At 48.2% G+C, this 14,606-nt stretch carries 11 protein-coding genes; 8 read left to right on the forward strand and 3 right to left on the reverse strand.

Going from position 1 to position 14,606, the window contains the following annotated elements; genetic code table 11:
- Positions 1-65: 65 nt before the first annotated feature.
- The 3 genes from H5715_RS02645 to H5715_RS02655 all read right to left on the reverse strand — a co-directional run bounded on the left by H5715_RS02645 (position 66) and on the right by H5715_RS02655 (position 4,040).
- Positions 66-1,625, reverse strand: coding sequence for a Y-family DNA polymerase (locus H5715_RS02645; protein WP_075186181.1), 1,560 nt, complete (start codon positions 1,623-1,625; stop codon positions 66-68).
- A gap of 2 nt (positions 1,626-1,627) precedes the next feature.
- The gene (imuA, locus tag H5715_RS02650) at positions 1,628-2,443 is read right to left on the reverse strand and encodes a translesion DNA synthesis-associated protein ImuA (RefSeq protein WP_075186196.1); all 816 of its coding nucleotides are present in this window, start codon (positions 2,441-2,443) and stop codon (positions 1,628-1,630) included.
- A 136-nt stretch (positions 2,444-2,579) separates the two neighbouring features.
- A complete protein-coding gene (locus H5715_RS02655; protein WP_075186180.1) occupies positions 2,580-4,040 on the reverse strand; it encodes an ArnT family glycosyltransferase in 1,461 nt (486 codons plus the stop codon).
- A 114-nt stretch (positions 4,041-4,154) separates the two neighbouring features.
- Between H5715_RS02655 and H5715_RS02660 the strand changes: the two genes are divergently transcribed.
- The 8 genes from H5715_RS02660 to H5715_RS02695 all read left to right on the forward strand — a co-directional run bounded on the left by H5715_RS02660 (position 4,155) and on the right by H5715_RS02695 (position 14,550).
- Positions 4,155-5,039, forward strand: coding sequence for an ROK family protein (locus H5715_RS02660; protein WP_075186179.1), 885 nt, complete (start codon positions 4,155-4,157; stop codon positions 5,037-5,039).
- 2 nt (positions 5,040-5,041) lie between these two features.
- Complete coding sequence (locus H5715_RS02665; RefSeq protein ID WP_075186178.1) at positions 5,042-5,713, forward strand: DsbA family oxidoreductase; 672 nt, start codon at positions 5,042-5,044, stop codon at positions 5,711-5,713.
- A 141-nt stretch (positions 5,714-5,854) separates the two neighbouring features.
- On the forward strand, positions 5,855-6,367 hold the full coding sequence (locus H5715_RS02670) for a phosphatase PAP2 family protein (RefSeq protein ID WP_075186177.1): 513 nt from the start codon (positions 5,855-5,857) through the stop codon (positions 6,365-6,367).
- 22 nt (positions 6,368-6,389) lie between these two features.
- Positions 6,390-7,475: an MJ1255/VC2487 family glycosyltransferase gene (locus H5715_RS02675; protein WP_075186176.1), complete on the forward strand. Its 1,086-nt coding sequence runs from the start codon at positions 6,390-6,392 to the stop codon at positions 7,473-7,475.
- 1,023 nt (positions 7,476-8,498) lie between these two features.
- Complete coding sequence (locus H5715_RS02680) at positions 8,499-10,358, forward strand: TolC family outer membrane protein (RefSeq protein WP_083608065.1); 1,860 nt, start codon at positions 8,499-8,501, stop codon at positions 10,356-10,358.
- Positions 10,359-10,376: 18 nt separating this feature from the next.
- Complete coding sequence (locus H5715_RS02685; protein WP_221892333.1) at positions 10,377-12,497, forward strand: type I secretion system permease/ATPase; 2,121 nt, start codon at positions 10,377-10,379, stop codon at positions 12,495-12,497.
- Positions 12,494-13,906: an HlyD family type I secretion periplasmic adaptor subunit gene (locus H5715_RS02690; RefSeq protein WP_075186173.1), complete on the forward strand. Its 1,413-nt coding sequence runs from the start codon at positions 12,494-12,496 to the stop codon at positions 13,904-13,906. Before H5715_RS02685 ends, H5715_RS02690 begins: the two co-directional genes overlap by 4 nt.
- Positions 13,903-14,550, forward strand: a complete 648-nt coding sequence (locus tag H5715_RS02695; protein WP_075186172.1) for a response regulator transcription factor — start codon at positions 13,903-13,905, stop codon at positions 14,548-14,550. Before H5715_RS02690 ends, H5715_RS02695 begins: the two co-directional genes overlap by 4 nt.
- Positions 14,551-14,606: the final 56 nt, after the last annotated feature.

The raw sequence follows: 14,606 nt of genomic DNA on the forward strand, positions 1-14,606 counted from the left end.
GCAGGCAATGTTCTTAGGCCGTAGATGATCAGTTTAAATACCCCATTTTTCAATGGGGTATTTCCTTAACCAAATACACCCTGTACAAACCAGCTTTTTTTCAATAAATCGTAAAAGACCCAAAGCCGTAAATAATCATCCCGCTGAGCGATAAAATAATCTCTTGCGCAGGCCTGCTGCCACCAATTTCCTTCTATACGTTCTGGGCCTTGCAATAAGGTTAGTTTGCCTCGCCAGTAAAGATTTTCCCTTCGTTGTTCTACGGGGAGTGGTGAATCGAACAGCCAGCTTGGTCGTGCCCCCTGATGCTCGGGAGCTGTGTCTTCGCTGTGTTGGTCAACGGGGAGGGATAGATTACTGTGCTCTGGTAAATGGCTGTCGCGGTAGGCAATTTTAAACAGGGCGTTGTCGCCAAGGCGAGCACGCAACTTGGCGGTGGTTATCGCAAAATCCTGCTGCAGCTCTATTTTGTTTTTGGCCTCTTGCCCGTCGAAGTTGAGTGTTTGTCGCGCGTCGCCGATGACGTGTGTATTGCGGCAACTGAGCTCCAGGCTATCCACTTCAAATGTGAGTGTGTGTGCTTCCAGTTGTATTTGGCTGAGTTCCAACCATAGTGGCCATTGGCTTTGCGCTTCGCTGGTAAAGACCTGAAACTTTTGTTTGTTGTGATAGATATCCATCAGAATCCATTCGATTTTCTGCGATTGTTGTTGCCGTTGTTTCAGGTGTTGGCTCAGCTGTTGGAGTAAAAATTCCATCGGTTGAATTAGTTGTTCGATATTGGAAATAGGGTAGTCAAATTGAATGCTATCGAAGAAAAATTCTTTGGGCTGATACATTTCAGCAGGTTTTTCAAAAAGGCTGGGCTGGTTGAGTTGCTGATCAAAATTAAAAAGGCCCATTAATAATCGTGAAAAATTCTGCCCCCAGCGTTTACGGATACCGGCAAGGGATTGCTGTTCTATTTGTTGGGCAATATCACCGAGGGTGCTAAAGCCGGATTTATCCAAATTTGCGATGTGGCCGGCTAATTTTTTGGCTTGAATAATGTTTTGTGGGCATAGGGATAGTCGCTCAATAGGGCTTGCGTGGAGCTGTGTTAGGAACGTTTGGCGATCTTCGTTACCGCTGATAACTTGATTGGTATAAGACAAAACCCAGGCGGCGGTTGCGCTGTATCCCAGCCCCAGGCGGTAGTTGTGAGGGCTTTTTTTTAGCGTGTCTTCCAGCCGTGCGATTAAATTCAGTAAGCCTTTAAATAGGGTTAATGAACGTGATATTTCGATAGTGAAACCGCTTTGGGTGGTATCGCTGGGTAGGTGTTGCTCAATATAAGGCGTGAACAGGTAAAGCTGTTCGGCGAATTGATCTAATACGGCTTCTTCCTGCTGCTTATCTCTTTCCAGCCGTTGGCACTCGCACAGAATTTGAGCGGTTGTTGGCGACATGCTTAATGTCACCCCTTGTTTTTCTGCTTGCGGATTACAACAGATAACGTTCTGTTGGTCGCAGACGACGACTGGGGTGGGGTCTTGTTCGAAAAAACCAAAAACCTCCAACGGTAATTGGGGTAGGCGAATAGCCAGCCAATATTTTTCCTGGCGTTTGGGTGCAGCATTTTTCATCGTTAGGAGTATTGCCGCTTTAACTTAGCTTGCTTGCCGGCGGGAATAGACAAAATATTCTGTCGGGGTTGGTAGCTGGTAAGCAGCCAGTCGTTGGCGGCGCTGGGAGCGCTGTTGCGAGGTTTTCCTCCCAGTAGACGGTGCGGTGGTTGAGGCCGCCAGTGTTTAGACAGCGGCAGGCCCAGTGGTTTGCTTTGTTGGCGCAGTTGCCCACGTTGCTTCAATAAGGTGACATTCAATGTCTGTTTGTCTAAGGCTGCTATCAGCCGCAGAGCTGCGGGGGAACTTTGCTGTATGGCTTGGCTTGAACGGAAGAGAATGTAAAGACCCTGTCCATCGCTCGTCGCCAGCTGGCATTTGCGAAGTTCACTGTAGCTGAGAGCCTGCTGCGGTTGCCAAGCCAGTACCAGGCCGCAGCTGCGGGCTCGGGCCAGTTCGATAAAAGAGGAAATAAAATCTGTTTTGTTACGAGCCCTTACAATGAGCAGTTGTTCTACCGGAATGTCGTTTTGTTTTAGCCCCTGGGCAAAAGGTAGCGCGGGGGGGTTAAGGAGAATGGCGTATTGTTGCGCTTGCAGGCACGCTTTTAGTGCCGGAGTGAACAGTAGCCAATCGCCATGCCCTGCTGCTGGTTGGCATATTTCAATCAGACTGGCTGTGGGCCAGCCCTGATCAAGCAGTTGCCGGTTAAGCTCTGGGTGGCCGCTATCCACAACGTTTCTGGCTTTGGAGCGCTGTCCTTGTCCGCGCCAAATGTCACTGCGCTGGAGGAGTTGTTCCAGTGTGGGAGGCTTCGGTTGGGTGGGGGGAGTTTTCATGCTGGCTAACACACTTACACTGTTGTTATATACAGTACTCCTGTGCGTGTGTTATGGCAAGTACAACTTTTGCGCTGGTCGAAGGGCTCTGTCAGTTGTAAACGGTATATTCAAAGGTTTTAAGTGCTGACAGGCTTTAATTCAACTGTACCCTGGCCCAGTAAATGGTCAAAAACATCGAGTCCATATAGTGGTAGGGTTGCACGATGGTTTTGAAGCTAAGTGATTGCGATTTGATGGCGTAATTGTCTAAAAGCCAGTTTTGAAAGTGTTTGTCTTCACAGTTTGGTGTGATACAAAGCACGATGCCTTCACCCTGAAAAGGCCTGGTACTTATGTCGAATTCCGGTATGCGGACGGCGGTTTGTTTGAAAACGGGGATGGCGTTGCCGCCGAGCATACGGGTTTCTGCCAGAATAAAGTTGGCCTGTGGGCGTTGGCTCTTTAGTTCTGCCATAACCGCAGGGTAGGGCATATTGGGGCGGTTGGATTTATCGGTTTTTTCCGCAATCAGGGTCCTTAGGGGGAGGGCAATTGCGACGAGAAGAGCGAGTCCCAGTCCCAGTCCTATGTAGGTATTTACTGGCCATTTTTTTTGAGGCTGCGTGAAATAGGCAGCCACGATAGGAGTGAAAAATAACAGAGGCTGGTACCAGCGATCCTTAACTTCCTGTGCGCCTGTGACAATAACAAAAAACGCAACCACAATACCGACTGATACAAGCAGGGCAAGGAGAAATCGACCGTAAAGGGATTGCGCTGTGGTGCTAATGTGTATTTTGGGTGTAGCAAAAAACAGTAAAAGGGAAAATAGCCACAGCGGTGAAATATAGGCGAGTCCCGATGTGCCCGCTTGGGTCAGGCCAGTAAAAATATTACCGGAACTGGCTTCGATTTTATGAATACTGCCCATGGCTATGCCGTAGTGATTTAGAGCCCAGAAAATATGGGGGCTTGAAATCGCTATGGCGATAGCAATACCCACAAATACGCGCTTATCGAAGATCAGCGATCGAAAAGCCGGTACGTAAAAAACTGCACCAGCCAGGGCTGCAATAAAAAATACATAGTTGTACTTACTGATTACCCCCAGGCCTATAAGTAGGCCCATAGCGGCGTAATTAAAAATGCTGAGCTTGCTCTGAAGCCTGAGGGTTTGCAGCAGCGTCGCGGCAGCCAAAATACTCACCAATACCGAGTGGGTTAAATCTCTTTGAGACTCCCAAATAATTTGAGGGATAAAAACAAGGCCTATTACCGCAATAACTTGTTGGCGAATAGATAAATTAAGCTGTTTGCCTATGCCGATAAAAGTACCCGCAAGCAGGCTTAATAGCAGGGCTTTAAAAACCAGTAATGTTGCAAGGCTGGGCTGGGTAATGCTGAATAGGGTTTTGGTGATATAGGTGTATAACGGTGGCTGTGCGCCATACCCCAGCTGAAAGGTCTGGCTGAGGATTAGTTGTTCTGATTGGTCCAGGTCGGCGGTGCCAGACAAGCTTACTTGGGTCAATGCATTGAGAAAAAAATACAATACAATGGCACCCCACAGCCAAAGCAGGTGCTGGGATGTGTTTCGCTTTATCTTGTGTGTCATTGCAGAGACTTATTTAGATAAATGGGCGCACATTTTTAACCGAAGCGGAATATGGGTCAAGCCAAACCCTTTAGCGGTTCTACTGTTTTTTTTGCGATGTTTTAAGGAGATTTTATGACCAGACTATACGGCGCCATAGAAGCTGGCGGGACTAAATTTGTGTGTGCCGTGGGCACCGGGCCGGAGGATATTAAGGATATTCGCTTTCCCACCACAACACCGCAGCAAACGCTACAGCGGGCCGTCGATTTTTTTCTGCCTTACCGTCAACAGTTGGCGGCAATCGGTGTGGGTTCTTTTGGGCCCATAGATTTACATAGGGATTCGCCATCTTACGGCTGTATTACCTCTACACCAAAGCCCGGTTGGGCTAATACCTCTGTGGTGGGGGCTTTAGGGGCCCATTTTGATATTCCCATTGGTTTCGATACTGATGTTAATGGCGCGGCGTTGGGGGAGGCCAAGTGGGGAGCCGCTCAGGGGTTAGACGATTTTATTTATCTGACTATTGGTACCGGTATTGGTGGCGGTGTGGTGAGTGGTGGCCAGTTGGTGCACGGGCTGGTTCATCCCGAGCTTGGCCATAGTTTTTTGCCAAAATTACCAGAGGACGGTTACAAGGGGCGGTGTCCCTACCATGGCGATAGCTGCTTTGAAGGCCTAGCGGCGGGCCCTGCGATAGAGGAACGCTGGCAGGTACCGGGGGCCGAACTGGCGGCAGATCATCCCGCGTGGAATATGGAAGCTGAATATATTGCCCTGGCGTTGGCGAGCTATTTTTGCACGTTGTCGCCACAAAGGATTATCTTGGGCGGAGGCGTTATGGATCAAAGTCATTTGATTTCCATGGTGCGAGAGAAAGTACAGAAGCGGTTGAACGGCTATATTCAGCATTCGGCTATTCTAGATGACATTGAAAACACCATAGTACTTCCGGGGCTGGGTAGTAAAGCCGGCATTCTCGGTGCGATGGTTCTGGCGCAACAACTAGAGGGGTAAACGTGTCCAAAATCCAAATAGATCATTTTTCCGATGTGTTATGTATATGGGCCTATGTGTCGCAGATTCGGGTGGACGAACTGATATCCGAGTTTGGCGACAAGGTGGAGGTCGCCTTTCATTTTTTCCCTGTCTTTGGTGATGTGCCGGGGAAAATTGAAAAAAATTGGAGTCACAGGGGTGGGGTTAAAGCCTATAGCTCCCATGTACAATCGGTTGCCGATAAGTTTGATCATGTATCGATTCATCCGGATGTCTGGGTGAAAAACACACCTCAATCTTCACTGCCCGCCCACCTGTTTTTGTCTGCGGCAAAAATGGCAGAAGCTAACGGCGAGGCGAAAGCGGGTTCTTTTCTTCATTTTATGCAGAAGGTGCGCGAAGCTTTTTTTGTGGACGCGAGGGATATATCCAACCGCATGGAATTGTTGGCTATTACCGAACAGGCAGGCTTACCCATTGCCGTGATTCGTGAGGCGGTGGATAGTGGCAGGGCTCACTCGATGATTTGTGGCAACATGCATCACTCTGTGGACTTGGGTATTCAATCCAGCCCAACGTTGATTTTTAATGAGGGTAGGCAAAAGCTTTCGGGTAATGTGGGTTACCGTATTATCGAAGCGAATATTCGGGAACTATTGGAAAACCCTGCAGGGCAGCAGTCATGGTGTTGATCGACAAATTCCCGTTTACAGGGAATATTTCTGGGGGCACACATTTTTGACGCATTAAACTCTATGTAACCATTTCGTCATGTAAATCTCATATCGCTGTCATGCTGTGATATTAACGTGGTTATATGCGGAGGGTATTACATGCGTTTATTGCAGAACATACATCAATTTGATCTGATGACTTTTGACTGGTGCTTACGACGAAAGCACCGTCAGTTGGCGGTGAGCCTTAGCCGTTATGTTTCGCGTACAGCGGACGGCCCTCTCTATGCGGTAATTGGCGCGGTTTTTATGCTGCAGCAGAACTGGGCTATGGCCAAGCTGATGGCGCTCGCGTTTCTAGTAGAGCGCATTTTCTACTTCATTTTTAAATCTTCATTCCGCCGAAACCGACCAGCTGTGGCAATTCCTGGTTTTAAAAGTGCGGTGGTTCCCTCCGATCAGTTCAGTTTTCCTTCCGGTCATACATCGGCTGCCTTTTTGGTCGCCTGCGCACTTTCATCGGCATTTCCAATTCTAGCCTGGGTGCTCTATCCGTGGGCTGTCTGTGTAGGCTCTGCCAGGGTTATGCTCGGGGTACATTTCCCAACAGATATTTTGGCTGGTGCTTTGTTGGGCCACAGTATTTGCCTGTTGATTCTGGGCCTTATCTAAACAAAGAGCAAAAATAAACAGCATGAAAATACTTTACGGTGTCCAGGGAACTGGCAACGGGCATATCAGCCGTGCGCGTGCTATGAATAAATATTTACGCGAATTTGGTGTGGAGGTGGATTATATTTTTTCTGGACGTGAGCGGGAAAAATATTTCGATATGGAAGAGTTTGGTGATTGGCGCTGCTATAAAGGTTTAACCTTTCTTCATAGCGCGGGCCAGCTTAATATCATGCGCACATTAAAAGAGGCAAAAATACGGCAGGTGTGGCGTGACATTAACGAACTAAAGCTGGATGCTTACGATCTGATTGTAACCGACTTTGAGCCAATAACTGCTTGGGCTGCAAGGCGAGCGGGGCGGATCTGTCTCGGTGTGGGTCACCAGTACGCTTTTAATCACAGTGTTCCGCTACGTGGCCATAATTTTGTGGGCCGCAAAATTATGGCGCTATTTGCACCGGCCAGCGAAAGCCTGGGGTTGCACTGGCACCATTTCAATCAGCCCATTTTGCCGCCTATTGTCGATATGGATCATATTGATGATCCGGTGGACGAGAAGAAAATACTGGTATACCTGGGTTTTGAAGACAGTGAGCAAGTGGTCAGTTTGTTGGAGCCCTTCGAAGACTACACCTTTTGCCACTATGGGCCTTTCCCTGAATATGAGAGCCGAGGCCATATTAAGCTGAAGCCCTTATCGCGGGACGGTTTTAAATACGATCTGGCAACCGCCAGTGGTGTTATCTGCAACGCGGGTTTTGAGCTTTCGAGTGAAGCCGTTCAATTGGGTAAAAAATTACTGGTTAAACCTCTAATTGGGCAGCTGGAGCAGTTGTCCAACGCCAGGGCCATGGAAGAGCTGGGCTTGGCTATGACGATGGATACTTTGAACTCGGAAAGCGTTGCCGATTGGTTAAATAATTTCCATGCCCCGCAGGTGGAATACCCCAATGTTGCAAAGGCGATTGCCCGCTGGATTAAAGACCGGGAATGGGAGAGAAAAGGCTCCAAAGAGGAGCTTATTAAAGCCCTTTGGCAGGCTGTAGAAAGTCGTGGTGTGGAGCGCTTTAAAAGTAATCCGCTGCCATTATGCTTGGCGGTTTAGAACAGCTCAGAACAATCTCTATATAGAAACGCTCAATCTGAGTCGAAGCAATATCGTGCTCGACGCTGCGGATAATGTTTAGGATTTTATTGTTCGCGACCTCCGATTTTAACTATTTATCAAATGCTTCATTTATCTTCCTCTGGTTATCATTGCTCTACGTTTGAGTGCTGCAGCTACGGGGGCGTCGATATTGGCGGCTATCTCCTTCATGATTTCACTTTACCAGTCTGCATTCTGTATGATCTGAGGATAAATCGGATTTCCCCAAAACCTTCGATAAATCTCGGTCTTTCAAATAACATGCTCAGAGGTTTCCTTGTTGCGGTTGACATAAATTTTTTTCAGCGGAGGTCGCAATAAATTCGGTCATGCTTTTGGTGTGAGCCGTAACGTTATCGACTATGCTGGAGATATCGCCTGTAGATTGGGATGTTTACCGGACGGCTTCTCCGCTTTCATTTATAAAAAGGGCTATATGGTGTCGATCACTTCTGATATTGGGGAAGATACGACAGCCGGTTTTTTGATAGTGCGGTCTATTGTGTGTGAAAACGCTAATATGGCTGACTTTCGAGGAAGCATGTACAATCCGTCGGCTGTAGGGAGTTGGTTGCGTGGGGAAACTAACGTCCTCCAGCGTGGTTAAGGTAAACAGGGTAACGTTCTTGGCCATGAGGTTTTAGTGTTTTTGTCTCAATGCAGCCCTTGCCCTCGGTTTTATTCATATCTTGCCGATAAGAAAAGGTAGAGCGCCATTCTCCCGCTGCTTTGGGAAAAGTGCCTCGTGGCACTTACACAGAAGCTGTTTACCTCTGGTGATTTTCTGCCGAAAAAATGCAGGTATGAACCTCTGAAATTAGGCTAGAGTGGGATATAACTCTCAGAATAAGAGGGCTGTAGTACTATTTTCTTAGTAAAAACCCCAATAACATATTGTTTTTAATGAAAAATCGCCCCCGGTTTATGAGTTGCTAGGTTAAACTATGGGAGTTTAATGAGATCAAGAGACAACTACACTAGATGTCAGTCCAAATAATGATACGTTTACTAACAGCATTCTGCTGCCTCTCCTTGGGCCTTTTCAGCCCCTATTCCGCATCTGAAGCGCTAGAAAAACACACCTTAAAAGGTGCTGTAGCGCAAGCTGCTATCAGCAATCCTGGTGTTCAGGCGGCATGGAATGCGTTTGAAGCGGCTAACCAGGGCGTTAGAGCATCGCGAGGGCGGTATCTGCCAAAGCTGGATTTGACGCTAGAGCATGGAAAAGAGAGAACAGAAGACCCCCAGCAGATAGAAGAGTCTTATGACACCAAGATCTATCAGCTTGTTATGACGCAAATGCTGTTTGATGGCTTTGCGACTAAACAGGATGTCGCCAAGCAAAATTTTATCAAGCTTGCGCGTTACTACGAGTTCAGGCAGGTTGCCGAGGAAACCGCACTGGAAACGGCCCAGGCTTACTTGGATGTTTTACGTTATCGGGAGCTGGTTGATCTTTCCAGAGAAAACTATTTCCAGCATGTCCGTTACCACAAGGATATTGAAGACCGGGCGAACTCGGGGATTGGACGTGGGGTGGATCTAGAGCAGGCTAAAGCACGATTGGCTCTCGCCGAATCCAATGTACTGACTGAGACCACTAATCTTTACGATGTTTCTGCGCGCTATCAGAGGTTGGTTGGCACCTTCCCTGGTATGTTAATGGAGCAGCCTGAATTACCTGAAACAACGATTCCGTCACAACGCAAAGATGCCCTAACACGAGCGTTTAATTCCAACCCCCAGTTGAATGCATCGATTGAAAACATTCGTGCTGCCCGGGCAGACTTAAAGGGAAAAGCGGCCCCTATGATGCCTCGTTTGGATCTTAGGTTGCGAAAGCAGATTGACGAAAATACCCGTGGCTTTCCTGGTGAATACGATGAAGAAGCCATTGAACTCGTGCTCTCATACAACCTGTACAACGGTGGAAGCGATAAAGCCAGGCGTAAGCAATCCAGATATTTAATGTATGAAGCGGTGGACACGCGAAACAGAGTTTGCCGCGAGGTAAGACAAACCGTCGCTATTGCACACAACGATATTTACAGTAAAGAAACCCTTATTGGGTATTTGAAAAAAAATGTTGATGCAATAGCGCGTGCGCGTCTGGCCTACAAAAACCAATTTGATATTGGTCAGCGAACGCTCTTGGATTTACTCGATACCGAAAATGAATTTTTTGAGGTAAATCGCACGTTAGTGAATGAACGGTATGCCTTAGTGTTGGCGAAAGTACGCACCATGGTAGGAATGGGTACTTTTCTCTATGCGTTGAAGGTTGACAGTTTGGATAAAGAAGTTTTTGACGATTTGGATTTGAGCCAGGAAGAGTCATTAAAGGCCCGGTGCCCAGCAGAATCGCCGGTAATGCAAAGTATTGATTTTGATAAAAACAAAATTCTGGGTGATCGAAACTTTCAGTCAATACCGCTGGCCCAGAGGGAAGTGATGCGACTGGATATTAAATTCAACCATCAATCTGCAGGCTTAGGTCTAGTCAACGGGCCGGAAATTGAACGCGCGGCCTCTTTTCTATGTGAGAATCCAAATATCCGTGGCGTGGTTGAGGGGCACACCAATTCACTTGGATCGGATGATTACAATTTGGAGCTGTCACAGGCTCGTGCAAATTCAGTACGAGCCGCGTTAATTCAGCAGTGCAGTAGCGCGAAAGGTCGGCTTTCTGCTGTTGGTTTTGGTGAAATTCGCCCGATTGCTCGTAACGATTCAGAGCTTGGCCGCGCAACCAATCGGCGTGTGGAGTTGGTGTTAGAGAGTGGAAAAGGTAGTTATACGATCCAGGATGGCCATTCTGAACCCAATTCCTCTAAAAACTGATTGCGGGGGGAGGAATGCGTGAGTAAAGTCGATTCACTCCTCGATTGCTTATTGATTCTTGGAGCAATTCACGGGCAAGTTACTACTCGCGAATCGTTGACGGCGGGGCTGCCGCTTAAAAATGCTCGCCTCGAACCCGAGCTGTTTTCGCGCGCGGCTAATCGCATTGGTCTGACGACCAAAATCCATAAAAAAACGCTTAGTCACATTAATCCATCGTTACTTCCGGCCGTTTTGTTACTGCGAGATAATCAGGCTTGCCTGCTGTTGCGTTTTTCTGAACAAAAAGGCGCCACGGTTATTTTTCCGGAGCTGGGTGATGCGGCGGTTGATATAAGCGCTGAGGAGCTTGAAGACCAGTATTTAGGACGTGTTATTTTTGCTCGTCCGAGATTTCGTTTCGATCAACGCAGCCCGGAACTAAAAAATAATCATACACAACAGCATTGGTTCTGGAGTAGCTTTCGAGCGAGCTTTAGTCTCTACCGTGATGTTTTGATCGCTGCGTTTTTTATTAATTTAATGGCCATCGCGTTACCCTTGTTCACGATGAATGTGTACGATCGCGTAATACCCAACAGCGCTGTTGAAACACTGTGGGTGTTGGCCATTGGGGTTGCGATTGTTGTGATTGCCGATGCAATATTGCGTACTATTCGTGGGTATTATCTGGATCTTGCCAGCAAGCGTATTGATATTCGCCTGTCGGCGGAAATCATGGAGCGGGTATTAGGCTTACGCATGGAGTCGCGTCCGGTATCTGCGGGATCTTTTGCGGCAAATTTGCGCTCGTTTGAAACCATACGCGATTTTATCACCTCAGCGACTATTACGGCGGTTATCGATTTACCCTTCACTCTTATATTTTTAATTCTGATATTTTGGATTGCAGGGCCAATGGCGTTACCGGCCTTGATTGGCATGACAGTTATTGTACTTTTTGCGCTCACTACACAGGCCAAGATGGAAGAGCTTACCGAGACAACCTATCGGGCGAGTGCTCTACGCAATGCAACGCTTATTGAAAGTCTCGTTGGCTTGGACACCGTAAAGGCGATGGCAGCAGAAGGTATTATGCAACGACGCTGGGAACAGTCTGCAACGTTCTTGGCTCGCGTATCGATACGACTTCGTTTACTGGCATCGTCGAATGTTAACCTAGTGATGTGGGTTCAGCAGTGGGTCACAATAGGGGTGATTATCAGTGGTGTATACCTGATCACTGCCGGCGAATTGTCGATGGGCGGTTTGATCGCCAGCACGATGCTAAGTGCACGCGCCATGGCGCCGTTTGGTGGCATCGCGGGTTTGCTTACCCAGTATCACCACGCACGCACGGCCTTTTCTTCGTTAAATGAAATTATGGAGACGCCCGTTGAGCGAAATCCGGATGCGCGTTTGGTTCACAGGCAAAAATTAAAGGGCAAAATCGAATTCCGCAACGTGTCTTTTACGTACCCTGGCAGTGAAGTCCCTGCGCTTAAAAATGTTTCTTTTAGTATAGAGCCCGGAGAACATGTGGCTTTCATTGGTCGTGTTGGCTCTGGAAAAAGCAGTTTGCAACGTTTGGCGATTGGCTTGTTCCAGCCCACTGAGGGTGCGGTATTGGTGGACGGCATCGATGTAAGGCAGCTCGATTTGGCTGAGCTTCGTCAGCAGGTCGGTTATGTCGCACAAGATGTGACATTGTTTTACGGCAGTTTGCGTGAAAACATCGTACTTGCGCACCCACAGGCTGAAGATGAAGACGTTATTCGCGCAGCGGAATTCGCCAACTTGGGCGATTTTGTTAATACCCACCCTAACGGTTTCGACATGGTTATTGGTGAGCGTGGTGACTCCATTTCAGGGGGCCAGCGAAAATCGATTGCGCTGGCGCGGGCGGTTGTCCACGACCCTCAGGTGTTACTACTGGATGAACCAACGGGGTCAATGGATCATTCTACAGAGACCTGGATTAACAATAAAATTCAAGAGTTTAGCGAAGGCAAAACCGTCCTCGTGGCGACTCACCGAACCTCGGTGTTGGGCTGGGTTGACCGCATAATTGTGATCGACAATGGACAAGTGGTGGCAGATGGTCCGCGAGACAGTGTCGCCAGCGCATTACGGGAAGGCCGCATAGGAAAGGCTTCATGACTAAGCCAGCAACGCCTGATGGCGGCTCGGAAAACAAAAGGCGCCTTAGAGATATTGCTGCGCAGCCGCTCGAAAAAATCCTGGAGGCCATTGATACCGCCCCGGATGAAGCCGATTCTTTGACGTGGGAAGACAGCGCTGATCGTGCTCAAGTTGAACAAAATCCGATAAAAACACGTGTCATGTTCTACACGCTCTGCTCTTCGATAGTTGCGTTGATCGTTTGGTCGGCTTTTGCGGAAATTGACCAGGTCACTCGGGGGGAAGGCAAGGTCATACCTTCTCAGCAGGTGCAGATTCTGCAGTCGCTCGATGGTGGTGTTATCACCGATATTCGCATGAGAGAAGGTGATATTGTCGAAAGGGATCAGTTACTGGTTAAACTTGATGCCACACGGTTTCAGTCCACCCTACAGGAGAGTCACGCAGAGCTATTAGCGCTAAAAGCGAAAGTTATTCGCCTGCGGGCGGTTGTGGAGGGCACTGATTTTGTTCCCGGTAGTGAACTCGAAACAGCCGCGCCCGGGCTGGTTGAGCATGAGCGGCGGCTTTTTGAGACCAGCCAGCAAGAGTTAGAGGTGCTCAAACAAATTGCCCTACAGCAGATTACGCAGAGAGAGCAGGAACTCGAAGAGGCTGAAGCCACGCGTGATCGGGCCGTGAAAACCTATAGTTTGGCGTCGCGAGAACTTGCTGTAACCCGTCCGTTGGTTGCTACAGGTGCCGTGTCTGAAGTGGAATTGTTGCGTCTGGAGAGAGATCTGGCCAACATGATCGGTGAGCGCGACCAGGCATTAGCACAAATTCGTCGGCTAAAATCTGCGATTGTTGAAGCTAAGCAAAAGTACTTGGAAGTGGATCTGAATTTCAAAAATGATATTCGCGAGGGCATGTCCATTGCCATGGCTCGGCTTAGCGTGCTGGAGGGAGCGTCCTCCGGTTTAAGCGATCGTGTAAAGCAAACCTCGGTGCGTTCCCCGGTGCGAGGAACAATTAAGCGCCTTTTTTACAACACCATTGGCGGTGTGGTGTTACCAGGCAAGGAGATTGTCGAAATTATCCCCTTGGATGATAGCTTGCTGTTGGAGGCGCGCATTAAGCCCCAGGATATTGCTTTTTTACATCCTGGGCAGTTGGCAAACGTTAAATTTACCGCTTACGATTTTGTTGTTTATGGCGGGCTTGACGCCAAGGTGGAGCACATAGGCGCCGATACGGTGACGGATGACAAAGGAAACCCGTTTTATATTGTGAGAGTACGCACCTTCGAATCCAGCTTGGGGGAGGGTAAGCCGATTATCCCCGGAATGGTCGCAACAGTAGATGTGTTGACGGGTAAAAAGACAATATTGGCTTACATGCTCAAACCACTCTTGCGAGCCAAACAATACGCACTGACTGAAGAATGAAAGCTCCCCTGTTTGTTAGTTCTGCGCCACAACTCCTGCCCAACTGGAAAGAAGCCTTTTCCGGCTCGTCTTTTGTTTGTGGCTTGCCGACCCGTTTTGACGCGTTTGATGACGCCTTAATTTTTGTCGATTATATGAATCTTAAAAGCGATGAAAAACGCAGTTGGCTAGAAAGGTGTCTGGCGACAGGTCGCAAAGTATTTGTTTTGAGCCCAACCCCCAATTTGCACGAAGCGATTGATGTTATAAAAGCTGGTGCTGTGGGCTATGGGCATACACTGTCTGCCCCCAGCCGACTGCAGGAAATGGTGTTGGTGGTTAATCACGGTGGCCTTTGGGTTGGGAATAAGCTACTCAAACGAGTGATGGCTGGTTTAGGCCAAAGCTCCCAGCAGAAAAATGACCCAAAAAAGCAGGGGGTTGAACGTTTTAAAGGCATACTTAGTCAGCGAGAAATCGCTGTGGGCCAATTAGTTGCTCACGGTGCCACCAACGCAGAAATATCCACCGCACTTAACATTAAAGAAAGAACCGTAAAGGCGCACATTAGCTCAATATTTAGCAAGCTAGATGTACGTAATCGCGTCGAATTGGCGCTTCGTCTCAATAATATTAAAATTTCCCGCCCATCTATCCTAAATTAGTCTAAGAGATATGCCCTTTAGTACAATTAGTGGCGTTTCTATTGGGCTAGGCTTAG

The organism is Teredinibacter haidensis (assembly GCF_014211975.1).
Classification (GTDB): domain Bacteria; phylum Pseudomonadota; class Gammaproteobacteria; order Pseudomonadales; family Cellvibrionaceae; genus Teredinibacter; species Teredinibacter haidensis.

Excerpts from the sequence above, each read along its gene's own strand:
- H5715_RS02675 (WP_075186176.1), top strand. The coding sequence starts at position 6,390 with ATGAAAATACTTTACGGTGTCCAGGGAACTGGCAACGGGCATATCAGC.
- H5715_RS02690 (WP_075186173.1), top strand. The coding sequence starts at position 12,494 with ATGACTAAGCCAGCAACGCCTGATGGCGGCTCGGAAAACAAAAGGCGC.
- H5715_RS02670 (WP_075186177.1), top strand. The coding sequence starts at position 5,855 with ATGCGTTTATTGCAGAACATACATCAATTTGATCTGATGACTTTTGAC.
- H5715_RS02645 (WP_075186181.1), bottom strand. The coding sequence starts at position 1,625 with ATGAAAAATGCTGCACCCAAACGCCAGGAAAAATATTGGCTGGCTATT.
- H5715_RS02695 (WP_075186172.1), top strand. The coding sequence starts at position 13,903 with ATGAAAGCTCCCCTGTTTGTTAGTTCTGCGCCACAACTCCTGCCCAAC.
- H5715_RS02680 (WP_083608065.1), top strand. The coding sequence starts at position 8,499 with ATGTCAGTCCAAATAATGATACGTTTACTAACAGCATTCTGCTGCCTC.
- H5715_RS02660 (WP_075186179.1), top strand. The coding sequence starts at position 4,155 with ATGACCAGACTATACGGCGCCATAGAAGCTGGCGGGACTAAATTTGTG.
- H5715_RS02655 (WP_075186180.1), bottom strand. The coding sequence starts at position 4,040 with ATGACACACAAGATAAAGCGAAACACATCCCAGCACCTGCTTTGGCTG.
- imuA (WP_075186196.1), bottom strand. The coding sequence starts at position 2,443 with ATGAAAACTCCCCCCACCCAACCGAAGCCTCCCACACTGGAACAACTC.